The organism is Marinobacterium litorale DSM 23545 (genome assembly GCF_000428985.1).
GTDB classification, from domain to species: Bacteria; Pseudomonadota; Gammaproteobacteria; order Pseudomonadales; family Balneatricaceae; genus Marinobacterium_D; species Marinobacterium_D litorale.
On sequence record NZ_AUAZ01000020.1, the window covers coordinates 1 to 25,347 of the forward strand.

General features: G+C 56.9%; 25 protein-coding genes and 1 riboswitch. Of the genes, 11 read left to right on the top strand and 14 right to left on the bottom strand.

All coding sequences use genetic code 11. The features are described 5' to 3' along the window. Positions 1 to 223: 223 nt before the first annotated feature. The 3 genes from tnpA (at position 224) to tnpC (ending at position 2,606) form a co-directional block, all read left to right on the top strand. The gene (tnpA, locus tag G403_RS0114385; protein WP_036233978.1) at positions 224 to 589 is read left to right on the top strand and encodes an IS66-like element accessory protein TnpA; all 366 of its coding nucleotides are present in this window, start codon (positions 224 to 226) and stop codon (positions 587 to 589) included. Next, positions 586 to 921, top strand: coding sequence for an IS66 family insertion sequence element accessory protein TnpB (tnpB, locus tag G403_RS0114390; protein WP_027854596.1), 336 nt, complete (start codon positions 586 to 588; stop codon positions 919 to 921). Before tnpA ends, tnpB begins: the two co-directional genes overlap by 4 nt. A 92-nt stretch (positions 922 to 1,013) precedes the next feature. Beyond that, positions 1,014 to 2,606 carry an IS66 family transposase gene (gene tnpC / locus G403_RS0114395; protein WP_027854597.1) on the top strand — a complete coding sequence of 531 codons (1,593 nt, stop codon included), beginning with the start codon at positions 1,014 to 1,016 and terminating at the stop codon, positions 2,604 to 2,606. A 526-nt stretch (positions 2,607 to 3,132) separates the two neighbouring features. On the opposite strand, the gene dtd is transcribed toward tnpC, so the two are convergent. The 3 genes from dtd to typA all read right to left on the bottom strand — a co-directional run bounded on the left by dtd (position 3,133) and on the right by typA (position 6,431). Next, positions 3,133 to 3,570: a D-aminoacyl-tRNA deacylase gene (dtd, locus tag G403_RS0114400; protein WP_027854598.1), complete on the bottom strand. Its 438-nt coding sequence runs from the start codon at positions 3,568 to 3,570 to the stop codon at positions 3,133 to 3,135. 4 nt (positions 3,571 to 3,574) lie between these two features. Beyond that, positions 3,575 to 4,525, bottom strand: a complete 951-nt coding sequence (gene pip / locus G403_RS0114405) for a prolyl aminopeptidase (protein ID WP_027854599.1) — start codon at positions 4,523 to 4,525, stop codon at positions 3,575 to 3,577. Between the two features lie 91 nt (positions 4,526 to 4,616). After that, positions 4,617 to 6,431, bottom strand: a complete 1,815-nt coding sequence (gene typA, locus G403_RS0114410) for a translational GTPase TypA (RefSeq protein WP_027854600.1) — start codon at positions 6,429 to 6,431, stop codon at positions 4,617 to 4,619. A 401-nt stretch (positions 6,432 to 6,832) separates the two neighbouring features. Here typA and glnA point away from each other — a divergent pair, with 401 nt between their 5' ends. The 5 genes from glnA (at position 6,833) to G403_RS0114435 (ending at position 11,826) form a co-directional block, all read left to right on the top strand. Beyond that, positions 6,833 to 8,239 (top strand): glutamate--ammonia ligase, encoded by a 1,407-nt coding sequence (glnA, locus tag G403_RS0114415; protein WP_027854601.1) that lies wholly within the window; start codon positions 6,833 to 6,835, stop codon positions 8,237 to 8,239. A gap of 243 nt (positions 8,240 to 8,482) precedes the next feature. Then, positions 8,483 to 9,556, top strand: a complete 1,074-nt coding sequence (glnL, locus tag G403_RS0114420) for a nitrogen regulation protein NR(II) (RefSeq protein WP_027854602.1) — start codon at positions 8,483 to 8,485, stop codon at positions 9,554 to 9,556. Then, positions 9,540 to 10,976, top strand: coding sequence for a nitrogen regulation protein NR(I) (ntrC, locus tag G403_RS0114425; protein WP_027854603.1), 1,437 nt, complete (start codon positions 9,540 to 9,542; stop codon positions 10,974 to 10,976). Before glnL ends, ntrC begins: the two co-directional genes overlap by 17 nt. A 47-nt stretch (positions 10,977 to 11,023) precedes the next feature. Then, positions 11,024 to 11,482 carry a tRNA (uridine(34)/cytosine(34)/5-carboxymethylaminomethyluridine(34)-2'-O)-methyltransferase TrmL gene (trmL, locus tag G403_RS0114430; RefSeq protein WP_027854604.1) on the top strand — a complete coding sequence of 153 codons (459 nt, stop codon included), beginning with the start codon at positions 11,024 to 11,026 and terminating at the stop codon, positions 11,480 to 11,482. Positions 11,483 to 11,496: 14 nt separating this feature from the next. After that, positions 11,497 to 11,826: a hypothetical protein gene (locus G403_RS0114435; protein ID WP_156899711.1), complete on the top strand. Its 330-nt coding sequence runs from the start codon at positions 11,497 to 11,499 to the stop codon at positions 11,824 to 11,826. On the opposite strand, the gene G403_RS0114440 is transcribed toward G403_RS0114435, so the two are convergent. Genes G403_RS0114440 through leuS form a run of 4 tightly spaced genes read right to left on the bottom strand, consistent with a single transcriptional unit; the run spans position 11,823 to position 16,288 of the window. Then, positions 11,823 to 12,134: a c-type cytochrome gene (locus G403_RS0114440; RefSeq protein ID WP_027854606.1), complete on the bottom strand. Its 312-nt coding sequence runs from the start codon at positions 12,132 to 12,134 to the stop codon at positions 11,823 to 11,825. The two genes, G403_RS0114435 and G403_RS0114440, sit on opposite strands and share 4 nt — an antisense overlap. 2 nt (positions 12,135 to 12,136) lie before the next feature. After that, on the bottom strand, positions 12,137 to 13,180 hold the full coding sequence (holA, locus tag G403_RS23485; RefSeq protein WP_051299079.1) for a DNA polymerase III subunit delta: 1,044 nt from the start codon (positions 13,178 to 13,180) through the stop codon (positions 12,137 to 12,139). 8 nt (positions 13,181 to 13,188) lie between these two features. Then, positions 13,189 to 13,680, bottom strand: coding sequence for an LPS-assembly lipoprotein LptE (locus tag G403_RS0114450; protein ID WP_027854607.1), 492 nt, complete (start codon positions 13,678 to 13,680; stop codon positions 13,189 to 13,191). A 13-nt stretch (positions 13,681 to 13,693) separates the two neighbouring features. Then, positions 13,694 to 16,288: a leucine--tRNA ligase gene (gene leuS / locus G403_RS0114455; RefSeq protein WP_027854608.1), complete on the bottom strand. Its 2,595-nt coding sequence runs from the start codon at positions 16,286 to 16,288 to the stop codon at positions 13,694 to 13,696. Between the two features lie 268 nt (positions 16,289 to 16,556). On the opposite strand from leuS, the gene G403_RS0114460 reads away from it, so the two are divergent. Beyond that, a complete protein-coding gene (locus G403_RS0114460) occupies positions 16,557 to 17,090 on the top strand; it encodes a zinc ribbon-containing protein (RefSeq protein WP_027854609.1) in 534 nt (177 codons plus the stop codon). On the opposite strand, the gene lnt is transcribed toward G403_RS0114460, so the two are convergent. Genes lnt through miaB form a run of 5 tightly spaced genes read right to left on the bottom strand, consistent with a single transcriptional unit; the run spans position 17,028 to position 22,204 of the window. Further along, a complete protein-coding gene (gene lnt, locus G403_RS23490; protein ID WP_084404053.1) occupies positions 17,028 to 18,542 on the bottom strand; it encodes an apolipoprotein N-acyltransferase in 1,515 nt (504 codons plus the stop codon). The genes G403_RS0114460 and lnt overlap by 63 nt on opposite strands. A 1-nt stretch (position 18,543) precedes the next feature. After that, on the bottom strand, positions 18,544 to 19,386 hold the full coding sequence (locus G403_RS0114470; RefSeq protein WP_027854610.1) for a CorC family transporter: 843 nt from the start codon (positions 19,384 to 19,386) through the stop codon (positions 18,544 to 18,546). Positions 19,387 to 19,395: 9 nt separating this feature from the next. Then, positions 19,396 to 19,854 (bottom strand): rRNA maturation RNase YbeY, encoded by a 459-nt coding sequence (gene ybeY, locus G403_RS0114475; protein WP_027854611.1) that lies wholly within the window; start codon positions 19,852 to 19,854, stop codon positions 19,396 to 19,398. Continuing rightward, positions 19,851 to 20,858 carry a PhoH family protein gene (locus G403_RS0114480; RefSeq protein WP_051299081.1) on the bottom strand — a complete coding sequence of 336 codons (1,008 nt, stop codon included), beginning with the start codon at positions 20,856 to 20,858 and terminating at the stop codon, positions 19,851 to 19,853. Before G403_RS0114480 ends, ybeY begins: the two co-directional genes overlap by 4 nt. Next, positions 20,855 to 22,204, bottom strand: a complete 1,350-nt coding sequence (miaB, locus tag G403_RS0114485) for a tRNA (N6-isopentenyl adenosine(37)-C2)-methylthiotransferase MiaB (RefSeq protein ID WP_027854613.1) — start codon at positions 22,202 to 22,204, stop codon at positions 20,855 to 20,857. Before miaB ends, G403_RS0114480 begins: the two co-directional genes overlap by 4 nt. A gap of 225 nt (positions 22,205 to 22,429) precedes the next feature. Between miaB and G403_RS0114490 the strand changes: the two genes are divergently transcribed. Continuing rightward, a complete protein-coding gene (locus G403_RS0114490) occupies positions 22,430 to 22,750 on the top strand; it encodes a DUF1820 family protein (RefSeq protein WP_027854614.1) in 321 nt (106 codons plus the stop codon). A 20-nt stretch (positions 22,751 to 22,770) separates the two neighbouring features. Here G403_RS0114490 and G403_RS24590 read toward each other — a convergent pair whose 3' ends face one another. Further along, positions 22,771 to 23,283 (bottom strand): hypothetical protein, encoded by a 513-nt coding sequence (locus G403_RS24590; RefSeq protein WP_051299083.1) that lies wholly within the window; start codon positions 23,281 to 23,283, stop codon positions 22,771 to 22,773. A gap of 67 nt (positions 23,284 to 23,350) precedes the next feature. Beyond that, entirely contained in the window at positions 23,351 to 24,364 is a 1,014-nt protein-coding gene (epmB, locus tag G403_RS0114500) for an EF-P beta-lysylation protein EpmB (RefSeq protein ID WP_027854615.1), read from the bottom strand. 169 nt (positions 24,365 to 24,533) lie between these two features. On the opposite strand from epmB, the gene efp reads away from it, so the two are divergent. Then, on the top strand, positions 24,534 to 25,097 hold the full coding sequence (gene efp / locus G403_RS0114505) for an elongation factor P (RefSeq protein ID WP_027854616.1): 564 nt from the start codon (positions 24,534 to 24,536) through the stop codon (positions 25,095 to 25,097). Between the two features lie 128 nt (positions 25,098 to 25,225). Beyond that, a riboswitch (cyclic di-GMP riboswitch) is annotated at positions 25,226 to 25,299 on the top strand. Positions 25,300 to 25,347 lie beyond the last annotated feature (48 nt).

Consider the following 25,347-nt stretch of genomic DNA (forward strand, 5'->3'; position numbering starts at 1 on the left):
GGAACTCAACTACGGAGTCGATCTATCAACCATCTGAGGGTGGTATCAGATTGATGGGGTGAAGGTGCCCCATCAACCATTAAATCCGTATACCCTTTAATGTTTGGAGCGAGGATCTGCTGTGCACTACACAGCGTCCATGGTAACCGTCCGCCGAACCCATCTTGAGCTACCGGTCATCCACTGGTGATAGTGTCCACCTATTTTTAAGTGGACACCTGTTATGACCCTGTTAAGCACATCAGACATTCCGAAGACGCGTCGCCGCTTTACCGCCGAGTTTAAAGCCCGGATCGTAGCTGACTGCCAGCAATCGGGTGCTTCGGTCGCCCGGATAGCTCTGGAGCATGGCCTCAACGCCAACCTGGTCCATAAATGGATTCGCGCCGCTCGGCAGCATGAAACGGAACCAGTGCCAGCTGCCTTTTTACCTATCCCGTTGCCAGCCCCTTCATCACCACCGCCATCAGCATGTACCGGCGAGAGTATCCGTATCGAGATCCCGAGAGCCGACGGCAGCATCGTCGTGAACTGGCCACTGGCTGACGGCGACCGCTGTCTGCGCTGGTTGCAGGATCTGCTGCAATGATCCGCATTGATGAGATCTGGCTAGCCACCGAACCCATGGATATGCGGGCGGGACCGGACACGGCCCTGGCCCGGGTCATTAAAGTATTCGGTGAGGCTCGCCCCCACTGCGCCTATCTGTTTACCAACAAACACGGTAACCGGATCAAGGTGTTGGTGCATGACGGCCTGGGTATCTGGTTATGTGCACGACGACTCAACCACGGCAAATTCCATTGGGTTGAGGCTTGGCGCGGTGATCACCGGGTCTTAACAGCCGAGCAACTGACAGCACTGGTACAGGGACTCCCTTGGCAGTGCGTCGGTGCCGCCGGTGTGATTACCCAGATCTGAGGCGCCAACCCTGTTGAGCACAGGCACGCTCGCCGGGCTATTAGCCATTCCGGGCATCCCCATACCGCTCTAACGAGGGCATACTGTCGTGCATGAGTACCTCTCCAGACCTGACCCAGCTCACACCTGAACAGCTCCGCCAGTTAGCCGCCGAGCTGATGACCCGTGTCGAGCAGCAGGACCAGGTAATCCAGGCCCACGATCAAGCCCTTGAGCAGCGCGATCAGGTTATCCAGAAGCGTGACCAAACCATCCAGCAGCGCGATCTGAAAATAGGGCAGCTCACCCACGAAGTCGCACTGCTCAGACGCCATAAATATGGCCAACGTAGCGAACACCTCAACGTGCTTCAGATCAGCTTGCTGGACGAAGTCACGGATGCGGATATCGCCGGGATAGAGGCCGAACTGGAGCAGTTACAGGCTCCAGCGGCCATCCCTGCTGAAAAGCGTCAGCCCAAGCGCTCACCGCTCCCGCCTGAACTGCCTCGTACCGAGATCCACCATGAGCCTGACAATACCCAGTGCACCTGCGGTTGCCAGCTCAAGCGCATTGGTGAAGACGTCAGTGAGAAGCTCGACTATACGCCCGGCGTGTTCATGGTAGAGCGACATATCCGGGGCAAGTGGGTCTGTGATCAGTGCGAGACGTTGATCCAGGCGCCGATGCCGGCACAGATCATCGACAAGGGGATCCCTACCTCAGGGTTGCTCGCCCAGGTACTGATCGCCAAGTACGCCGACCACCTGCCGCTGTACCGACAGGAACAGATCTTCACCCGTGCCGGCGTCGCACTGCCGCGCTCCACTCTGGCCGAGTGGATCGGTATCTGTGGCGTACAGCTACAGCCACTGGTCGATGCGTTGCGCGATACGCTTCTCAAGGAAGCGGTGCTGCATGCGGATGAGACCCCGGTACCGATGCTGTCTCCCGGCAAGAAGAAAACCCATAAAGCCTACATCTGGGCGTATGCCAGTACCGCGTATGCTGAACGGAAGGCCGTGATCTACCACTTCACGACCGGTCGCAGCGGTCAGCACGCCCGTGACTTCCTGGGTGACTGGCAGGGCCAACTGGTCTGCGATGACTACAGTGGTTACAAAGCCAGCTTCGGCAATGGGGTCACCGAGATCGGTTGTATGGCCCATGCCCGGCGCAAGTTCGTGGAACTTGAGGTCAGTGGAAAAAGCCATATCGCCGGTCAGGCCGTCGAATACATCCGCCAACTCTATGAGATCGAGCGGGAATCCGCTCACCTCTCACACGATGAGCGTCAGTGGATCCGGCAAGGCCGAGCAAAACCGATCGCCGATGGACTGCACCGGTGGATGCAGGCGCAGCGCACGAAAGTGCCGGACGGCACGGCCACGGCCAAAGCGCTGGACTACAGCCTTAAACGCTGGGCGGCGCTGACGCGTTACCTGGAGGATGGGGCGGTGCCGATCGACAATAACCGGGTGGAGAACCTGATCCGCCCCTGGGCGTTGGGTCGGAAGAACTGGCTCTTCGCAGGTTCCTTGCGCAGTGGCCGGCGGGCTGCCGCGATCATGAGTCTGATCCAGTCAGCCAAGCTCAATGGCCATGAGCCCTATGCCTATCTGAAGAACGTCTTGGAACGCCTGCCAACCCAGAAAGCCAGTGCGATCCACGAGCTGCTGCCGCAGCACTGGTCACCTGCTGCATGAAAAGACGAGGGAGTTCCGCTGCGTCCTTGCAGCCTCCGACACATCCTTGAAAAGGCGACAGAGGCTCTCATCCTGAGAGCACTGGCACTCCATTGCCCTCTGTCAGCCACCACCTTAAGGGTGCTGGTGTGCAGTTGCACGGACCGATCCGGTGTGAGTTGAGTTAGATCAATAAATAAACAACGTCTGACCTTGGCAAGAGGTGATGGGCGGACGGTTACCGCTAGAAACGTAATCTACGGATTAACGTCGGTCTGCCGTGGCAGTTGGAAACAGTCAGGCGGGGAATACAGACAAAGGAAAAATGACAAGGAGGGGCCTGGACACATCCGTGAAGCAGGCCCCTGTGGGCTTCCTTGCCAACCTCACGTCATTCCTTGATGTGAGGGAGGGGTTAGCTCTCCAGCTATTCATCACGCGTCCTTGCGTCCCTCAAGGCCTATACTCCAGATTTTGAGGCGGAGTTCCTATAGGAAAAACTCCTAGATTTTGCGATGTGGTTGATAAAAATTGATCTGGATCAATTTTATGTCTCAATCATGAAAGTAACCGGGCCATCATTTTCAAGCGATACTTTCATGTCTGCGCCGAAACGTCCGGTGGAGACTTTACCCAGTTTTGCGTCCGCTTTTGATACAAAGTCGTTATAAAGCGCTTCGCCCAACTCGGGTGTTGCGCCTTTGGAAAATCCGGGACGCATTCCTTTGCGAGTATCTGCGACCAGTGTGAACTGAGAGACTATCAGTAGCTCGCCTCCGATGTCCGAGAGGCTGCAGTTCATCCGGCCCTCTTGGTCGGGGAAAATCCGGTAGTTAGCGACTTTGTGAAGCAGTTTGTCAGCGCGCGCTTCATCGTCGTCCCGTTCTACTCCGAGCAGCAGCAAGATGCCGCGATTGATGCTGCCGACCACCTCTCCATCCACTTTTACCGATGCGCGATTCACGCGCTGAATCAGCCCTTTCATAAGTTTAAGCCCGGTCTCGCGCGAAATTATCGGTGGCGGTGATCAAATTATCGATGATGCCTGGCTCGAAGGCGGAGTGACCGGCATCCCGAACGATATGGAGTTCGGATTCAGGTAGCTTTTGATAAAGGGCGTGGGCCTGTTCAGCAGGGCATACCATATCGTAGCGTCCCTGCACGATGGTCGTAGGGATCGTCTCAATCCTATGGCAGTTGTCCAGTAGCTGATTGGGTTCCAAAAACGCGCCATTAATAAAGTAATGTGCTTCGATACGGGCCATCGCCAGAGCAAAGTGTGGATCGGAAAAGTGTTCAACGATATCAGGATTGGGATCCAGGGTTGAACAGCGTCCCTCCCAGACCGACCAGGCTTTTGCGGCCGCCATACGGTAAAGCTCGTTATCGGATGTAAGCCGCCGATAGTAAGCCGTTAGCAGGTCATTCCGCTCCGGTTCGGGGATGGGGGCGAGGTAATCTTGCCAATAGTCAGGAAAGATAGCGCTGGCACCGCTTTGATAAAACCAGGCGATATCATTAGGCCGGCATAGAAAAATGCCGCGCAGGATCAGACCGCAAACGGTATCTGGATGCGCCTGAGCATAGGCGAGGCTGAGCGTGGAACCCCAGCTTCCGCCAAACAGTAGCCAGCGTTCAATGGAGAGCTGTTGGCGAATTTTCTCCATGTCGGCGATGAGGTCGGCGGTCGTGTTATGAGCGAGTGAAGCATGGGGTGTGGAGCGTCCGCAGCCCCTTTGGTCGAACAGGATGATGCGGTAGCGGTCCGGATTGAAGAAGCGTCGATGGGTTGGGGCAGTACCGCCACCTGGGCCACCGTGAACAAACAGCACGGGGATTCCATTGGGGTTTCCGCTTTCTTCAAAATAGAGAGTATGTCCCTCTCCCACGTCAAGACTGTATTCGTGATTGGTCCTGATCTCGGGGTATAACGTACGCATCCTTCGCTCCTGCCGTTTTATCTTCGGAGCAGTATAAAGGCTGCAAAACCTGCGGAACAGGGGAGCCGGTTACCGGCTCCCGAGTAGCAGCTTACTTCTTGTTGCCGGCGCGTTTGCGCTCATGCTCTTTGAGCAGCTTTTTGCGCAAACGAATCGCAGAAGGGGTGACTTCGACCAGTTCGTCGTCTTCGATGAAATCGAGTGCCTGTTCCAGCGTGAACTTGATCGGTGGAGTCAGCACAATGTTCTCATCGGTGCCCGACGCACGAACGTTGGTCAGCTGCTTGCCCTTGGTCGGGTTAACAACCAAGTCGTTAGAGCGGCTGTGGATACCGAGAATCATTCCTTCGTAGACTTCGATGTTCGGGTCGATAAACAGGCGCCCGCGTTCCTGGAGACTGAACAGTGCGTAGCCCAGTGCCTTGCCGTTCACCATGGAAACCAGAACGCCGTTATTACGGCTTACGCCTTCGCCTTTGTTGACCGGACCGTAGTGGTCGAAAATCGAAGTCATGATCCCGGTGCCGGATGTCATGGTCAGAAACTGGCTGCGGAAGCCGATCAGGCCGCGAGACGGAATCATGAAGGTGACCCGAATACGCCCTTTTCCATCGACTTCCATGTTGGTCATGTCGCCGCGGCGTTTACCGAGTTCTTCAATGACGGAGCCCTGGTGCTGCTCTTCAACATCCATCATCACGAGCTCATACGGTTCCTGGATCTGACCGTCGATCTCTTTCTGGATAACTTCCGGGCGGGATACGCCCAATTCGAAACCTTCGCGGCGCATGCTTTCAATCAATACTGACAAATGCAGCTCGCCGCGGCCGGAGACCTTGAACTTCTCCGGAGAGTCGCCCGGCTCGACGCGCAGAGCAACGTTGTGGATCAGTTCGCGATCCAGGCGTTCTTTGATGTTGCGGCTGGTGATGAACTTTCCATCCTGGCCTGCAAATGGGGAGTCGTTCACCTGGAAAGTCATGGAGACGGTGGGCTCGTCCACTGTCAGTGCCGGCAACGGCTCGACCACTTCAGGATCGCAGAGGGTGTCGGAGATGTTCAGCTCATCCAGACCTGTAACGCAGATAATGTCGCCCGCCTGAGCCGAGTCAACTTCAACACGTTCCAGGCCATGGTAACCCATGATTTTAAGGACCCGGCCGTTGCGCACTGCTGCATGGCTATCCACAACCTTAACAGGGGTGTTGGTCTTGACCTGGCCACGGGTGACTCGGCCGACACCGATAACGCCGACGTAGCTGTTATAGTCCAGTGCGGAGATCTGCATCTGGAAGGGGCCGTCTACGTCCACAACCGGCGGATGCACATGATCGACGATGGCTTGGAACAGCGGTGTCATGTCCTCGGACATCGCTTCGGGCTCAAGCCCCGCGATACCGTTAAGTGCGGAGGCGTAAACAACCGGGAAGTCCAGCTGCTCGTCAGTGGCGCCAAGGTTGTCGAAGAGGTCGAATACCTGGTCCATAACCCAGTCAGGACGCGCGCCGGGGCGATCGATCTTGTTGATGACTACGATCGGGTGCAGGCCACGGGCGAATGCTTTCTGAGTCACGAAGCGGGTTTGCGGCATGGGACCGTCGACGGCATCGACCAGAAGCAGTACAGAGTCGACCATGGATAGAACGCGCTCTACTTCGCCACCGAAGTCGGCGTGTCCGGGCGTGTCAACGATGTTGATCCGATACTCGCCCCAACGGATAGCCGTGTTCTTGGCGAGAATGGTGATTCCGCGTTCACGTTCCTGGTCGTTGGAGTCCATGACTCTCTCTGCGCCTTCATCGCGACGGTCGAGTGTGCCTGACTGCTGCAGCAATTTGTCCACTAGGGTCGTTTTGCCATGGTCGACGTGGGCGATGATGGCTATGTTTCTGAGATTGTCGATCACTCGGGTGTACCTGGTCTGATATTGAAGGGGCCATATTATACGCGTCGGATGACAAACAATCGATGATTGTCTGAGCAAAGAGTGATCAGGTCGGTGTTTGAATCCGGGATGGCGCGTGCTCTAAAGACGGCAAGAGCACATTGGAGTATTATCGGAATGCTTTTGGGTGGTCGTTGGAATATTGGTGCGCGCTTTATTTTGGTGCGCAATGTTTTGATTATGCCCTTTGTTGGTGCACTCATGGTTCCAACAGCGTGCTGCCACGACCAAAAAATAGGCGGTTAGCACAGTTTGAGTGCTGGCATATAGTTTGCTTGCCATTTCGCATAGTTAGCTCGTTTGATAAACGTGCAGCTTAAAAGAATTATGCGTCTGGCAATTCATCGAGTGGAGAGAGCCAAATGTCAGAGAAAACTCTGAATCTGATCAAAGAAAGCGAAGCGCGCTGGGTCGACCTGCGTTTTACTGATTCCAAAGGTAAAGAGCAGCACCTGACTCTGCCGGTAACCGAAATCGACGAAGACTTCTTCGAAGAAGGTAAAATGTTCGATGGTTCTTCCATCGCCGGTTGGAAGGGTATCAACGATTCCGACATGATTCTGATGCCGGATGACAGCGCTTCTCTGCTGGACCCGTTCTCCGAAGATGCTACCGTTATCGTCCGTTGTGACATCGTTGAGCCGATGACTGGTCTGGGCTACGAGCGTGACCCGCGCTCTGTTGCCAAGCGTGCTGAAGAGTACCTGAAGTCCACCGGTATTGCCGACACGGCGATGTTCGGTCCGGAGCCGGAGTTCTTCGTTTTCGATTCTGTTGAATGGCACGCTGACATGGGTGGTTGCGGCTACTCCATCAGCTCCGAAGAAGCGGCCTGGTCCTCTTCTCACAAAATCGAAGGCGGCAACATCGGCCACCGTCCGCGCGTCAAGGGCGGTTACTTCCCGGTTCCGCCGGTTGACTCCCTGCACGATCTGCGTGCCGCTATGTGCGACGCTATGACTGCCATGGGTCTGGAAGTTGAAGTTCATCACCACGAAGTAGCAACTGCTGGTCAGTGTGAGATCGGCGTTGCCGGTAACACTCTGGTAAACAAGGCTGACGAAGTTCAGGTCCTGAAATACTGCGTACACAACGTTGCCCATTCATACGGCAAGACTGCGACCTTTATGCCGAAGCCGATCGTTGGTGACAACGGTTCTGGTATGCACGTTCACCAGTCTCTGTCCAAAGACGGCGTTAACATCTTTGCTGGTGATGCCTACGCTGGCCTGAGCGAAACTGCCCTGTACTACATCGGTGGTATCATCAAGCACGCTAAAGCGCTGAACGCACTGTGCAACCCGGGTACTAACTCCTACAAGCGTCTGGTTCCGGGCTTTGAAGCGCCGGTTATGCTGGCATACTCTGCCCGTAACCGTTCAGCCTCTATCCGTATTCCGTACGTGACCAGCCCGAAAGGTCGTCGTATCGAAACCCGCTTCCCGGATCCGATTGCTAACCCCTACCTGGCGTTTGCGGGTCTGATGATGGCAGGTCTTGACGGCATCCAGAACAAGATCCACCCGGGCGATGCTGCGGACAAGGATCTGTACGACCTGGAGCCGGAAGAAGCCGCTGAAATCCCGACAGTCTGTGAAACTCTGACTGAAGCTCTGGATGCTCTGGAAGCTGATCGTGAGTTCCTGACCAAGGGTGGCGTATTCACTGATGATATGCTCGACGCTTACATCGAGCTGAAGCGTGAAGAAGTTGCGCGCGTCAACATGACGACTCACCCGGTTGAGTACGATCTGTACTACTCAGTTTAATCGTTTCGATTAACGCTGCAGAAAGCCTCCTTCGGGAGGCTTTTTTATTGGTTCGCTTTCGAGGGAGAGCTCACCCAGGGTGCGTAAAAAGAGTGAGTGATCAGTTTTGGTGCGTTATTTTTTTGAGAAAGCGGAGCCTCTGTGTAATGTGCTCCGTATAGGCCCATTGATGGCCCGTTTACGTGCATAAGATTTTGGTGTTTTTTTTGCATGAATCCGGCCATTGGAATTGAGAACCGATAAATGCTTCGTCAACAGACACATAAACAGATCCTGGATAACCTGACGTCCTCCGTTCTTCTGCTCGACGAGAAGCTCTGTATTCAATACATGAATCCGGCCGCTGAGATGCTGTTGGAAGCCACGCTGAGGCGCATGAAAGACCGGCCCATTGAAGAGTGGTTAAGCTCAAGCGAAGAGGAGATTCGGGTACTGCAGGAGTCATTCAGTTCAGGGCATCCTTACAGTAAACGCGAATCCAGACTTGTCACGCAAACCGGGCAGGAGCTGATCGTTGACTACAGTGTTAATCCGGTTCCCCAGTCCGGTGTGCTGCTTGAGATACAGGCTCGCGATCGCTTGATTCGTATTGAGCGTGAAGAGGAGATCCTGACTCGCCATGCCACTGCACGAACGCTGGTGAGAGGTCTCGCGCACGAAATTAAGAACCCCTTGGGTGGAATACGTGGCGCCGCTCAGCTGCTTGAGCGAGAGCTCGGTGATGAGTCTTTGCATGAATATACGCGGATCATCATAGAGGAGGCGGATCGTCTGAGAAATTTGGTGGATCGGCTCCTCGGGCCTCACAAGTTACCTAATATCGAGCTTGTGAATGTCCACGCCATCCTTGAGCGCGTGTTCAGCTTGATTCAGGTGGAATGTGCAGGTCGTATCAGTTTGGTCCGGGATTACGATCCAAGTATCCCCGAATTCGAGGGGGATAGTGAACAGCTGATCCAGGCCATTCTCAATATTGCGCGTAATGCGATGGAAGCGTTGCAGGAAGCGGCGACGCCTGATCCGCAGATTGTTCTCAGGACCCGGGCGTTGAGGCAGATAACGCTGGGTACTGAAAGGCATCGCTTGGTGTGCTCGGTGGAGGTGATCGACAACGGTCCTGGCATACCGCGCGATATGATCGATTCCATATTTTATCCCATGGTGACGGGACGGCCGGACGGCTCGGGGCTGGGTTTGTCTATCGCTCAATCAATTATCAATCGTCACCATGGTTTGATTGAGTGCAATACGGAGCCGGGCGAGACCCGCTTCCAACTGTTTATACCGCTGGAGCAGAATCATGAGAACCTCAGGTAAGGTCTGGGTCGTTGATGACGACCGTTCTATTCGCTGGGTGCTGGAAAAGGCGCTGGGCTCTGCCGGCGTGGATACGCAGGTTTTCGAAAGTGCCGATGAGCTGATCCGTCGACTAGAGCGGGAGCAGCCGGATGCGATCATCAGTGATATCCGGATGCCCGGTACCGACGGTCTGGAGCTGTTACGGCATCTGCAGCAGGTAAACGCCGAGATGCCGATCATCATTATGACGGCGCACTCCGACCTTGATAGCGCGGTGGCTTCCTATCAGGGCGGTGCTTTTGAGTATCTGCCTAAACCGTTTGATGTGGATGAGGCCGTTGCGCTTGTTAAACGTGCAATCGAACACGCCAACGAGCGCAAGGAGAAAGTCACTGAGCAGGAAGAGGATGCCAGTGCCGAAATCATCGGTGAAGCACCCGCGATGCAGGAGGTTTTCCGTGCGATCGGTCGGCTTTCCCACTCGAATATTACGGTGTTGATCAACGGGGAGTCGGGTACCGGTAAGGAGCTGGTGGCGCATGCGTTGCACCGTCACAGCCCGCGTTCCGCACGGCCTTTTATCCCGCTGAACATGGCGGCGATCCCGAAGGATCTGATCGAGTCTGAACTGTTCGGTCATGAGAAAGGGGCCTTTACCGGCGCCCAGGCGGCGCGGCGCGGTCGGTTTGAGCAAGCGGATGGCGGCACCCTGTTTCTCGATGAGATCGGCGATATGCCCGCCGATACGCAAACGCGGCTGTTGCGTGTATTGGCCGACGGTGAATTTTATCGGGTGGGCGGTCATACACCGGTCAAGGTCGATGTGCGGATTATTGCGGCGACTCACCAGAATCTTGAGCGTCTGGTGAAAGAGGGGCGTTTCCGTGAAGACCTGTTTCACCGCCTGAACGTGATTCGCATCCATATTCCCAAGCTTGCCGAGCGGCGGGAAGATATACCGCGCCTTGCCCGTCACTTCCTGGCCCACTCTGCAGAAGAATTGAGTGTGGAGCCTAAGATCCTCAAGCAGGAAACCGAGGAGTTTCTGTGCGATCTGCCCTGGCCGGGTAACGTGCGCCAGTTGGAGAATATCTGCCGGTGGCTGACCGTAATGGCCTCCGGGCGTGAAGTCCTGGTCTCTGATCTGCCCACGGAGCTGATTGAAGCGCAAAGTGAAAATGGCCCTGTATCCGGCAGTTGGGAGCAGGCACTGCGTATTTGGGCCGACCAGCAGTTAGCTCGGGGGCAGCAGGGCATTCTTAACGAAGCGGTGCCTCAGTTCGAAAAGGTGATGATCGAGGTGGCACTCAAACACACGGCCGGACGCCGTCGTGATGCGGCTCAGCTACTGGGTTGGGGGCGGAATACGCTGACCCGGAAGATTAAGGAGCTGGATTTGGATTCCGGTAGTCTCGCGGATGAAGAGGGTGACGACTGAATGTGTCGGGGGTAGTATCCGGCTGCGACAGTCATTCGGAGTCGGATATGCTCGATGTGGTCCTCTATCAACCTGAAATTCCCCCCAATACCGGCAATATCATTCGCCTGTGTGCCAATACGGGCTATCGTCTTCATCTAATCGAGCCGCTGGGCTTTGAGTTGGACGATAAACGTTTGCGTCGGGCAGGGCTTGATTATCACGAATTCGCAGCGGTACGCAGCTGGCCCGATCTGGACAGTTGTCTGGAGTCAGTCAAGCCCGGGACCGTATGGGCGCTGACGACCAAGGCTCAGCAGAGTTACAGCGACGCCACCTTTGCGCCCGGTGATATGCTGCTGTTCGGCCCCGAAACCCGGGGGTTGCCCGCATCGGTACGTGAACGCTTCCAGGGCCTGCGTCTGCCGATGCTGGGAAAAAGCCGTAGCTTGAATCTCTCCAACGCCTGTGCTGTGGTTGTTTATGAGTCCTGGCGCCAGTTGGGCTTCGTGGGTGCGGGTGGTTGAGTGAGGGCGACATTGTGCAAAATGTATTGATTCTAAGCCGGCTTGTCGTCGAGGCGCCGGATATGGGCGGGCTTCCCACCGTTAGCGGGGTGACCCACGATGGTCGCTCCGTGCAGTTTCTAGCGGAGGCTGATCAGTCGGTCAATGTCAAAACGCTGGAGTTTCAGCAGACGCCGGTTCTGGTGCTGGTCGATCAGTTGTTGGAGCCTTTTGCCGGTATGCTGCAGGTCCCGGCAAGAGCTTTGTTATCGGTGGTCCCGATGGCGAGTGGTGAGATACAGGCGTTGCTTGATCGCGGTGAGGGAGATGCTTTGCTTCGGGTGGTTAGAGAACAACTCTCTTAACGACGCAGTGCCATCGCGTATTTCACGACTGCATCGGCCTGCTCTGGCGATAACTGCGGCAGATGGAGCGGGGGATGTTCGAAGCGGTAGCCGCTGCGGATCATCAAAACCAGCTCATGATGCTGAACTTGAACCGGATGGGTCAGGTTTTCGAGGTACTCGCCCAGGCCGTTTTCCTGATGGCAGCTGCGACAGTAATAATCGTAAAGCTCATCGCCTGTTTTGAGCCGTGCCGGATCCGGTTGAGAACAGGCGGCGGTCAGGGCGGCCAGTGATGTCAGCAACAGTGCTCGGGCATGTATTGCCATCGTTAGCCCCTCTCGTATCCCTCTTCCCAGGGTGTTGCACACCCCGCCAGCTGTAGAGTCATCTGTTCCAGGGTCAGCCAGGGATCGCCAGGCGCCTGACCTTTGATCATCAGGTCGGCCAGAGCCGCCTGCTGCAGAAGCACTTCTAGCCTATCGGTCGGCAGTCGGCTGCACGCCTGGCGAATAATCTGTTTGCGTTTACCCCAGATCCGTTCCCGTTGGCACAGTGGATCGAATGGCTGGCCTTCACTCAGGGCCTGAGTCACCCGGAAGATCAGTCTGAGGTCCCGTGCCAGTGCCCAGAGCACGATCGTCGCATCATTGCCCTCCTGGCGTAATACCTGAAGTATATGTCGGGCACGTTTGATCTGCCCCTGTAGCGCCGCATCGGTCAGTGCAAAAATATCAAAGCGCGAGCTATCACTGACGGCCTGAGCCACTTCATCGGCACTTAAACGCTGATTGGGATGAAGTAGCGCGAGTTTGTCTAGTTCCTGGCGGGCGGCCAGCAGGTTTCCCTCGATGCGGTCGGCCAGCAGAGCCAGTGCGTCGGGCTCCAGCTCAAGGCCCTGGCTGGCCGCTCGTTGTGCCAGCCACTGCGGTAGCTGGTCGGGTTCGACGGGCCAAACCTCAACCACAACACCTTTTTGCTCGACGGTTTTGAACCAGGCGCTCTGCTTGGTGTTGCGTTCAAGGCGGTCAGCGATGATCAGTAGCGTGTTGTCCGGGGCTGGATCAGCCAGGTATCGCTGGAGCAGATCACTGGCGGACCGGTTGAGTTTGTAGCCGCCCAGGCGTAGCTCAATCACTTTCCGCTCGGCAAATAGAGACAACGCGTTAGCGCTTTCCAATAACCGGTCCCAGTTGAAGCTTGCATCTATATGCATCACGTCACGTTCAGTGAAGCCTTGTTCGCGCAGATGGCCGCGAATCAGGTCGACACTCTCACCGCACAATAGAGGTTCGTCACCGGTAACCAGGTAGACCGGGAGGCTGTTCTGCTCGCGCTTTAGATGGCTGGCGAGTTGCTCGGTGCGAACTTTCATCGCAGCGCTTACTCGGCGGGCGCCAGGCTCAGGTACTGGCGCAATATCTGGTTAGCCAGTTGTCCTTGCAGATCCTGCTTGATCTGGTTTTCGAGCGCATCCCTCGCTGTCGTGTTGTCGTCGTCATTGAAGACGCGCTCAGCACGGACTTCGCGACGATCGATCAGTGGTTTTCCATCGCGGTCAAAGACGCTGAACAGTGCCGTGGCGATCAGCTCATATTCGATGGCATCGTCGCTGACCGTCCGGGTCAGAACGCGCCGCCGCGTGTTCTCGCTATGAATCTGCAACCGTTTGTTAGCGCTGGAGGTAATCTCGATGCCCGAGACCTCCAGCAGGTTATTAAGCTGGGAGCGGATCTGGCTGGGGCGCCGCTCTGAGATCACCAGATCAACCTGACGCAGGGATTCAGGGACCGGCTGATAGCCGGCCAGGTGGAATCCGCAGCCACTGATCACGGAGGTGAGCAGTAGTCCAAGCCAGAAGCGGCGCTTATACATGAACAGTCCCCTGTTAGCCGACCACGATGTTGACGAGCTTACCGGGTACCACGATCTTCTTGCGAATCGCTTTGCCGTCCATATGCTTCTGCACGTTCTCTTCGGCCAGCGCCAGATGCAGGATGACGTCTTCGTCAGCATCGGCGGCCACATTGATTTTGGCGCGCAGCTTGCCATTAACCTGCACCACCATCTCGATGCTGGCACGGACCAGTGCCGCTTCGTCGACCTGAGGCCAGTCCGAATGGAGAATTGCGCCATCGTGTCCCAGCTGATGCCAGAGCTCATGGCTGAAGTGGGGAACGATAGGTGACAGCAGCAGTACCGCAGTCTCCAGCGCCTCGCGCATAACAGCGCGGCCGGCGTCACTGACATCGACAAAACGGCCGATGCTGTTGGACAGTTCCATGATAGCGGCGATCGCCGTGTTGAAGGTCTGGCGACGTTCGATATCGTCGGTGACCTTCTGGATGGTTTCATGTACTTTCAGGCGCAGTTCACGCTGTTCGTCGCTGAGATCATCGGCATTGAGAGCCGGTGCGTAAGTGCCGTGCTGCAAATGATCGTGCACCTGTTTCCAGAGGCGGCGCAGGAAACGGTTCGCGCCTTCCACGCCGGAGTCGGACCACTCCAGAGACTGCTCAGGCGGTGCTGCGAACATCATGAACAGGCGCACGGTGTCGGCACCGTAGCGATCGATCATCACTTGCGGGTCGATACCGTTGTTTTTCGACTTCGACATCTTGGACATGCCGTCGTGAATTAGCTCGCGGCCATCCGGCTTGTGACGGGCGGCGGTGATACGCCCCTTGTCGTCGGTGTCGATCTCTACATCGGTAGGGGATACCCAGACCTTCCCGCCGTTTTCATCTTCGTAGTAGTAGCTGTCCGCCAATACCATGCCCTGGCATAGCAGGCGGGTGAAAGGCTCGTCGGAGTCGACCAGACCCTCATCACGCAGCAGCTTGTGATAGAAACGGGAGTAAAGCAGATGCAGGATTGCATGTTCGATACCGCCGATATACTGGTCTACCGGCAACCAATAGTTGGCTGCTGCGGGATCCAGCATCGCATTATCAGAGAAACGACTGGCGTAGCGCGCAAAATACCAGCTCGACTCCATAAAGGTGTCGAACGTATCGGTTTCGCGCTCGGCGGCAGCACCGCACTTCGGACACTCGGTCTGGATAAAACTGTCCATCTTTTTGATCGGTGAACCGACACCGTCAAACTCCACGTTTTCCGGCAGAAGGACAGGCAGTTGATCTTCGGGGACCGGTACTGATCCACAGCCTGGACAGTTGATCACGGGAATCGGAGCGCCCCAGTAGCGCTGACGCGAAACGCCCCAATCACGCAGGCGGAAGTGGATGGTGACACGGCCACGGCCTTTGCCGGAGAGCTCTTTGGCGATCGCTTTGAAGGCAACGTCGAACTCCAGATCGTCAAAGCTGCCAGAGTTGATCAGTACACCTTTCTCGGTGAAGGCTTCCTGGTCCAGGTCTACGTCGGTTTTTGCCGAAAGCGGGGCGATGACCTGCTTGATCGGCAGATCATATTTTTTCGCGAACTCCCAGTCGCGCTGGTCATGAGCCGGTACCGACATGACAGCGCCAGAGCCATAATCCATCAGCACGAAGTTGGCGGTCCAGACCGGAACCTTCTCTCCGGTAATTGGATGAGTCGCTTCAATGCCCAAGGGCATACCCTTTTTCTCCATGGTTGCCATATCGGCCTCGGCAACCTTGGTGTGGCGGCACTCTTCAACAAACTGTGCCAGCTCCGGATTTCCGGCAGAGGCTTTCAGGGCCAGTGGGTGCTGGGCGGCAACTGCCACATAGGTCACACCCATCAGGGTGTCGGGGCGAGTGGTAAAGACCTCGAGGTCACCCCAGCCATCCACATGGAAACTTAGCTCTACGCCTTCAGAGCGGCCGATCCAGTTGCGCTGCATGGTGCGCACTTGCTCTGGCCAGTGCTCCAGCTTTTCGATATCGGTCAGGAGCTGATCGGCGTAGTCGGTGATTTTCAGGAACCACTGAGGGATCTTCTTGCGCTCAACGATTGCGCCGGAGCGCCAGCCGCGGCCGTCGATGACCTGCTCATTGGCGAGTACGGTCTGGTCCACCGGGTCCCAGTTAACCTCGGCTTCTTTTTTATAGACCAGGCCCTTTTCCAGGAGGCGGGTGAAGAACCACTGCTCCCAACGGTAGTATTCCGGGTGGCAGGTGGCCAGCTCGCGGTCCCAGTCGTAGCCAAATCCCATCTGGCGCAGCTGGTCACGCATGTAGTCGATATTTTCGTAGGTCCACTTGGCCGGCGGTACGTTGTTCTTGATCGCCGCATTCTCGGCGGGCAGGCCAAAAGCGTCCCAGCCCATGGGCTGGAGCACGTTCTTGCCACGCATGCGCTGGTAGCGGGAGATAACGTCGCCGATCGTATAGTTACGAACGTGCCCCATGTGCAGGCGACCGCTGGGGTAGGGAAACATGGACAGGCAGTAGAACTTTTCGCGCTGTGTGTCTTCGCGTGCCTTGAAGCTGTCGTGCTCCTGCCAATACTGTTGAGCCTTGGTCTCGATTTCCCGGGGCTGATACTGTTCGTTCATTACGGTCCGTTGGTTCAGTTCACAATAAAACCGGCGCCAGGCGGATTGTTAGGCCCTTTCGGGCGGATCCGGGCGCCGGTTCTGCGTTAAAAGAATGTTGAAAACGTTGCCGCATAGGATACAGCGGTTTCAAGGGTCAAGGCCAGTTTTCCTCGGGTTTCACTGACCGGGAACAGTGACTTTCTAAGTGTCAGGGGCTGTACTATAGAACTAAGAAGGGTGCTGTTGAGTGGCACCGGGAATCGATTGTTGTACCCAAGGAGTTGTTATGACCAAGAACGATAAAAACGTGCCCAAGCATTCCTCCAAGGCTCCGGAAGCCTATGATCGGATTCTGGACCGGTTGACCGAGCGGCTGGATAAGGCGGGCGAGTACTCCTGGGATTATATTCAGGAGCAGATTGAAGATGCCGCGGAGCTAGAGCTTGCTGCCGAGGAGATGACTCGCGATGAGGTCGATCTGCTTAAGGCCTATATTCGTCGGGACCTGAAGCAGCTGGGGTATTACATTCATGAGACTGGGGCGGGCGTTGCTGCCTGGTTGCACTTCGATTTGAACATACTCGAACGCCAGGTGATCGACCGCTTACTGGCGGTGGCCGACCGTACCCGAATCGACTATGAATTGCTGCGGGAGCAGCTCGAGCATGGCGAGAATGAGTATCTGGCAGGCGAAATTACAGCCCCTGGAACGCTGGAGTGTCGTCTCTGTGGAGCGACTCAGCAACTGACGGAAACCTCAAAGATCGAACCCTGTGGCTGCGGCGCTGTGGTGTTTTCGCGCCGTTCGGACGCGCTGTAACAGAGGGCAGAGAGTGAGCAACAGCGCAACACCGAGGACTGGCCAGGTGCCTGCGCGTTGGTAGGGCGTTGTCCCCGTCATGGGCTGGACCTCGCCCGTCAGTACTGCGGTTTGATCCACCGGTAACTGGCCACGGATTCGGCCCGACTCATCGATCAGGGCGGTGATTCCGTTGTTGGTGCTGCGGATTACCCAGCGACCATTCTCCAGTGCGCGCATCTGCGCCATCTGCAGATGTTGGTCAGGCCCGATGGAGCGGCCGAACCAGGTGTCGTTGGAGAGGGTCAGGATGGCGTCAGCTTCACGTGCACCGTCTCTGACCAACTCTGGATAAGCGATCTCATAACAGATGGCCGGCGCCAGTCTGTGGTCGCCAACCTGCAATAGGGTTGTGTCCTTTTCGGGCAGGCTGAAGCTGGACATGGGTAGATTGAAAAATTCGATCAGCCCCCGTAGCTGGGCTTCCAGCGGTACGTATTCACCAAAGGGCACCAGTCGGCGTTTATGATAGCGCTGCTCGGGCTGGTTCAGGACCGCCAGACTGTTGTGATACAGCGTACGTCCGGGCGCGTCAGAGCTTTTCGTTGCACTGGGAAGTCCCGTAATGATGCGCGCGTCTGCGCTGTTTTCCAGCAGAGGAGAGAGTTGCCCTGCCACCTGATAATAAAATGCGGGGATCGCATTCTCGGGCCAGATAATCATGTCAGCGTCCCGGTGGGGCAGGCTCAGCGTGACCAGCTGGCTAACGATCCGATTGCGGGCTTGGGGTGCCCATTTCATCATCTGCGGGACGTTGGGTTGGACCAAAGCAACCTGTAATGGAGGTGCGCTGGCCTGGGTCCAGGCGGGGAAGGGTAGCCATGCGCACAGGGCTAATATGACGCCAGGAAGCAGCGGTCGCAGGTTGCGCTGAGCGAGTGCTTCCACGATGCCTGCGGCAAGCAGTACGGAAATCAGACTCAGGCCCCAAACACCGGTTAACGGTGCCAGCGAGGCCAAGGGCGTTTCAGTCCAGCCGTAGCCCAGATAGAGCCAGGGAAAACCGGTTAGCAGCCAGCTTCTGAGCCACTCGAAGCCCACCCAGAGTCCGGTGAATGCCAACCATCCGGTCGCAGGTGACCGAAACCAGCGTGCGCCGATCCAGCTCTGTGCGCCAAACAGAAGTGCCAGGGCCGCGCAGAATGCGCCCGTGAGACCAGCCGCCAAAGGGACGGAGGCCTGGCCGTAGGTATGGATGCTGACGTAGACCCAGGATACGCCGGCACCAAAAAAGCCCAGGCCGAACAGCCAGCCGGTCATCAGTGCGCGAGCAGGGCTATGCTCTTCGCGCAACAGCCACCAGAGCAGGGCCGGGCTCAGGATTGCAAAGAATGCATAATTGAACGGCGCGAAGGCCAGCGTGGTGGTTGCGCCGGCGAACAGGGCAACCGGGTAGCGAATCCGGCGGCCCATTTTAGCGCTCGATACGTTGAACCTGTAACAGGCGAATCCGGCGGTTGTCGGAACTCAGCACTTTAAAGCTGAAGCCCTCGAACTCGACCGATTCGTCCTTGTCCGGCAGATGGCCGAACTGCTGGGTTACAAGGCCGCCGATGGTGTCGAACTCGTTGTCCGGCAGGCCCAGGTCGAAGTATTCGTTGAAATCTTCAATGGGGGTGAGTGCTTTGACGATATAGCCTTCGTCATCGAAAGCCTTGATGTTGCCTTCACCATCATCGGCGTCATGCTCATCTTCGATTTCGCCAACAATCTGCTCCAGCACATCTTCGATAGTGATCAAGCCGGCGATCCCGCCATATTCGTCGACCACCACCGCCATGTGGTTGCGGGTGCCGCGAAACTCCTTAAGTAAGACGTTCAAACGCTTGCTCTCGGGAATCATCGTCGCCTTGCGCATGCACGTGCGCAGGTCAAATTCGTCGAGGCGGCCTTCAAGCAGATACGGCAGCAGGTCTTTGGCCAGCAGTACGCCGACAATCTCATCGGGGTTTTCGCCGCAGACGGGAAAGCGGGAGTGGGCGCTGGCGATAATTAGCGGCATGAAGTCGCGCGGCGACTGGCCGATGTGAACGACCGACATCTGCGAGCGTGGAATCATCACGTCACGGACCTGCATATCGGACACCTGCATGGCGCCTTCGACAATGCTCACGGCATCCTGGTCCAGGATGCCCTCTTCGCCCGCTTCATAGAGAACCTCAAGAACATCTTCCCGGGTTCTGGGTTCATCGGAAAAGGCGTGGGTCAGTTTTTCCAGCCAGCTCTTTGATGAGCTTCCCGATCGATCTTCGCTCATGTTGCTCCTTTAAGCGGATTCATAAGGGTCGGCAATACCCAGCTGGGCCAGCAGCTCGATTTCGAGTGCTTCCATGACCTCAGCTTCGTCGTCCTTTATATGATCGAAACCGAGCAGATGCAAGGTGCCGTGAATGACCATATGGGCCCAGTGATCGGTCACCGTCTTGTTTTGCTCCTGGGCTTCCTGCTCGACCACGTCGGCACAGATCGCCAGATCGCCGATCAGGTCCACCGGTACCCCGGGTGGGGCTTCAAACGGAAAGGAGAGCACGTTAGTGGGCCGGTCTTTGCCCCGGTACTCACGGTTCAGCGTTTGGCTCTCCTCCGGGGTGACAATTCGAATACAGATTTCACCCCGGTCAATGCGCCCGTCAAGGGCCGTTTGTACCCAGCGCTCGAACTGCTCAGGCTGGGGCAGCGCGGCGCTGTTATCAACGTCGATTTGAAGGTCTATGTGCCGGTTCATCGCACTCCCTGCTCCTGTTCACGCTTTTCAAACGCCTCATAGGCTTGCACGATATGCTGCACCAACGGATGGCGAACCACGTCGCGGGCCGTGAAATGGGTAAACCCGATCCCTTTAACACCATCGAGCACATCGATAGCGTGTAGCAGCCCCGAACGGGTGCCCTTGGGTAGATCGACCTGGGTCACATCGCCGGTAATTACAGCGGTAGAGCCAAAACCGATACGGGTCAGGAACATTTTCATTTGTTCCCGGGTGGTGTTCTGGCTCTCATCCAGTATGACGAATGAGCCATTCAGGGTGCGGCCGCGCATGTACGCCAGGGGCGCGACTTCGATCACGTTTCGTTCAATCAGCTTGGCCACTTTCTCAAAGCCGATCATCTCGTAGAGAGCGTCGTAGAGCGGGCGCAGGTAGGGGTCCACTTTCTGCGCCAGGTCACCGGGCAGAAAGCCCAGCTTTTCGCCGGCTTCCACGGCGGGGCGGACCAGCAGGATCCGGCTGACCTCCTCGCGCTCCAGCGCTTCGACGGCGCAGGCGACAGCCAGGTAGGTTTTGCCGGTACCGGCGGGACCAATACCAAAGTTCACGTCATGCTGGCGAATAGAGCGCACGTAACCCTGCTGGTTGGGGCCCCGTGGGCGGATCAGCATTTTCCGTGTCTGGACGCTGATCTCCTTATCCTCTTTCAGCAACTCATTCTGCAGCTGCTCCACCCCAGCCTGCTGAAGATGCAGATGGATCATCTCCGGCGAAAGTGTCTTTCCGTCGACGGCTTCGCTGTAGAGCTGTTGCAGGATGTCGGCCACCGCCCGGATCAGGTCCAGGTCGCCGAGAAGCTGGAACGCGCCGCCGCGATTGCGGATTTCGACACCCAGACGTTTTTCAATCAGCTTCAGGTGCTCATCGAACTGGCCGCAGAGGTTGGCCAGCGCCTCGGGGCTTTCCGGCTCCAGCTGGAGTTTGACGGAGGGGCGGGCTGCCGGGTCGTTACTATCAGTCATGAGGCGAGTTCCAGTTCGGAGCTGACCAGCTCGCCGAGCAGCGAGTTGGCATAGGCTTCTACAATCTTCACATCGGCAAAGTGGCCAATCAGGTCCGGGTTGTCACAGCGGAAGTTAACGACACGGTTGTTCTCGGTGCGTCCGGACAACTGTCCCGGGTCCTTTTTCGAGTAGCCGTTGACCAGGATGCGCTGTGTGCTGCCGACCATGCGGCGGCTGATCTGCATCGCCTGGGCGGTGATCCGGTCCTGCAGGATTTTCAGGCGGGCTTTCTTGGTCTCTTCACTGACGTCATCGGGCAGATCCGCAGCCGGTGTGCCGGGGCGACGGCTGTAGATAAAGCTGAAAGAGGCATCAAAGCCGATGTCGGCAATCAGGTTCATGGTGGCTTCGAAGTCGCTATCGGTTTCGCCGGGGAAGCCAATGATGAAATCAGACGAGAAGCTGATATCCGGGCGTAACTTTTTAATTCGGCGCAGCTTGGATTTGTACTCCAGGGCGGTATGGCCGCGTTTCATCGCCATCAGGACACGGTCGGAGCCACTTTGTACCGGCAGGTGCAGATGGCTCACCAGTTCCGGCACTTCGCCGTAGACCTCGATCAGCGAGTCGCTGAACTCCACCGGATGGCTGGTGGTGAAACGGATACGGTCGATGCCGTCCACTGCCGCAACCATCCGAATCAGTTCGGCCAGGTCGGCCACATCACCGTCGGCGGTGTCGCCCCGGTAAGCGTTAACATTCTGGCCCAGCAGATTGATTTCGCGGACGCCCTGCTCAGCCAGTTCAACGCATTCGGCGATCACATCATCCAGTGGCCGGCTGACCTCCTCGCCGCGGGTGTAGGGCACCACGCAGAACGTGCAGTATTTGCTGCATCCTTCCATGACCGAGACAAACGCTTCTGCGCCCTCCACTTTGGGGGCGGGAAGATGGTCAAATTTCTCGATCTCGGGGAAGCTGACATCGACAACGCCCACGCCTCCAGCTTGACTCTCTTTAATCATCTCCGGTAGTCGGTGAAGGGTCTGAGGGCCAAAAATCATATCGACATACGGGGCGCGCTCGAGAATGGCTGCACCCTCCTGAGAGGCGACGCAGCCGCCGACACCGATCACCAGATCAGGACGCGCCTCTTTCAGTTTGCGCCAACGCCCGAGCTGGTGGAAAACCTTGGCCTCGGCTTTTTCTCGAATCGAGCAGGTATTCAGCAGGAGCACATCGGCCTCCTCCTGGTTGTCGGTCAGCTCCAGTGCGTGACTTTCGCCCAGCAAGTCCGCCATGCGGGCTGAATCGTATTCGTTCATCTGACAGCCATGTGTCTTGATAAACAGCTTTTTAGCCATGAATCACCTGTCGATTGGGAGGGGTATTTCAAAAGGACCGCATATTATACTGAAGCACTGGGTTATAGACCAGAAAATGAGCAGCGAGTTGGCATGATTTAGCCACTGGACCGGCGCTTGTTTTTTTGCCCAATGGCCCTATATAGGTAGGCACAGCAGAAGCGCACCGCAGCGTGTTGCTGTCCTTGACTTATACTTGTCTGGGTTTAGGAGATGTGAATACCCATGCCTGCTGATAATCCGATCTATCGTGTCGTCTTCGTTAATCAGGATAAGGTGTACGAGCTTTACGTCCGACATGTCTACCCCAGCGATATGTGGGGCTTTATTCAGCTCGAGGGGTTTGTCTTCGGCTCCAAATCAGAGCTGGTGGTGGATCCGGCGGAAGAAAAGCTCAAGCAGCAGTTTGCCGAAGTTAAACGCTCCTACGTGCCGATGCATGCGATCATCCGCATCGATGAGGTGCAGCAGGAGGGGACGCCCCGGATCAGTGATGCCAAAGGCACGGTGACCGCTTTTCCCAGCATGCCACCGCGTCGCGATTGAGCCCTTTAGCGGCGGTGAAGTCAGCTCTGACCGTCGCAGTCAATGGCAGAAGGAACGCCCGGCATCAACGCGATACGTTCAGGGCCGTAGTACTCCACTACGCCGTCGATATCGATGGTTTCCACACCATCAATACGGAAGCATGACAGTTTGCTGTTCTGCCAGACTTTGTCCCAACGCTTGTCGCCGCTGGACTCACCCGGCGCAAAGGGGCCGGCTACGCGCAACCAGGCGTTGGGTCGCCCGCTTTTCTTCGCCTTAACCACCTGGCCATCACCGGTAAATGCCGTGGTTTTGAACATCACATACTCGATGGTCTGTTGGGAGCTGTTGATAAAGTCGATATGGGCGGCAACGATCCCATGTTTCTCCGGTGCCGCCGGGTGCAGGTCCTTAATGACCAGTGCCGGTGGGGGCTCAGGTTTGACCGGTTCAGGTTTGGCGACCGGCTGAGGTTTCTGGGCGCAGGCGGTAATCAGCAGAGCGCAGCCGGTCAGTGCCAGCAAGCGGCCGGGTGCAGCGTAACCTTTCATTGTGTTGGGCTCCGGTTTTGGCATTAGATCCAGTATGTGATCGTTATAGTGCGGTTCGGTTCCCGGTTCAATCCCGGTTTCCCCTGAGCGGCGTTAACAGGGTCTTGCTGGGCTCACCCGCAATCTCACGGGCCAGTCGGGGGACCAGGTAGCCGGGCAGGCAGGTCTGTAGCTCACCGACAAGTGCCTGCGCCTCTTCGTCCGGCACGTCAAAATGGGCGGCACCGGCCACCCGGTCCAGGACGAACAGATAATAGGGCAGAACACCATATTCAAACAGAGACTCGCTCAGGCGCGTCAAAGTCGCCACATTATCATTGATTCCGCGCAGCAATACCGCCTGATTGAGTACCGTTACGCCCTGTTGGCGAAGCTGTTTGATGGCATCGCCCACGCTTTCGTCAATCTCCTGCGGATGGTTGCTGTGCAGGACCATGACCGGTTTGAGGCGGGTGGCAGTCATGGCTTCGGTCAGCTCGGGGGTAATGCGAGCGGGAATCACGATCGGTAGTCGAGTGTGAATGCGGACTCTCTGCAGATGGGGGATCTCCGCCAGGTCACGTATCATCTCGCTAAGACGGCGGTCCGTTGTGACCAACGGATCGCCTCCGGAAAATATGACCTCGCGGAGCTCTTTGTCGGCCGCGATGTATCTCAACGCATCCTGCCAGTGGCGGCCGCTGATCTGGTTATCCTGATAGGGAAAGTGGCGCCTGAAGCAGTAGCGGCAGTTGATCGCGCATCCACTGCTGGCAATCAGCAGAACCCGGTCTTGATATTTATGAACGACCCCCTTGCCGGCACGAGCTGCCGCTTCGCCCAGTGGGTCGGTGGAGTATCCGGCAACCGAATCAGATTCGGCTGCCAGCGGCAATACCTGGGTCAGCAGTGGATCGTTCGGGTCGCCTTTGCGCATGCGGGCAATAAATGGCTCGGGGACCCGCAGCGGGAAAGCATTCCGCGCCTGACCTGAAACCAGGTCGGATGGGAGCTCGAGGCGGGCCAGGAGGTCTGACGGGTCGCTGACCGCATGGGCCAGAGTATCCTGCCAGGCGGCACGGGGACTGCGGTTTGGAATCATGTGGGTCTGGGCGTTTGGTTGCGAAGGCAGGCATTCTGCCGTTGATCGCCCCTAACCGGCAAGCCCGGTGAGCAATGGACTTGTTGCGGCTATCCCCTGTAAACTCTACGCCACTTTTCTCGGGCCGGAACGCCGGCCGTTTATCCAGTGATTCAAGTGGACAGGCTCAATGGCAACATACTCCAGCAACCAGTTTAAGAACGGTCTCAAGGTGATGATTGATGGCGATCCCTGCGCCATGGTCGATGTGGATTTCGTCAAGCCCGGTAAAGGGCAGGCCTTTACTCGTGTGCGTCTGCGCAATCTGCTGACCGGTCGCATCTGGGAGCGTACCTTCAAGTCCAACGAAAGCGTCGAGAGCGCAGACGTCATGGATCGGGACATGGAGTACCTCTACAACGATGGAGAGATGTGGCACTTCATGGATCCGAGCTCTTTTGAGCAGGTGGCTGCTGATGCCAACGCCGTGGGTGATACCCACAAGTGGCTGAAAGAGCAGGATAAATGCATGGTTACACTCTGGAACGATAACCCCATCGCGGTAATGCCGCCGAACTTTGTCGAACTCGAGGTGGTGGAAACCGATCCGGGCCTCAAGGGTGATACCGCGCAGGGCGGTTCCAAGCCCGCCACCCTGAGTACGGGCGCTGTTGTCCGTGTGCCGCTGTTTATCGAGCGTGGCGAAGTGCTCAAGATCGATACGCGCAACGGGGAATATGTCAGCCGCGCCTGATACCAAACCAGCGTCGCAGGGGGCGAGCCAAGAGATAGCGCCCGCGATTGTTTGTTGATACGATGTTCTCAGGGTTAGCCTCAGCCATGCGTTGAGGTGGACCCGCATTCCAGCGAGAAACCGAGTCTCTCCCGAAAAGGCAAGCCCCACAGGGGTGCGCAAAGCTGCGGGTTCAAACGGATTGAACAGCCGGGCTACCGAAGGAGAGATTCACCCCGCTTACCCGGCACTTCTGTGCGGTTACCTCCCT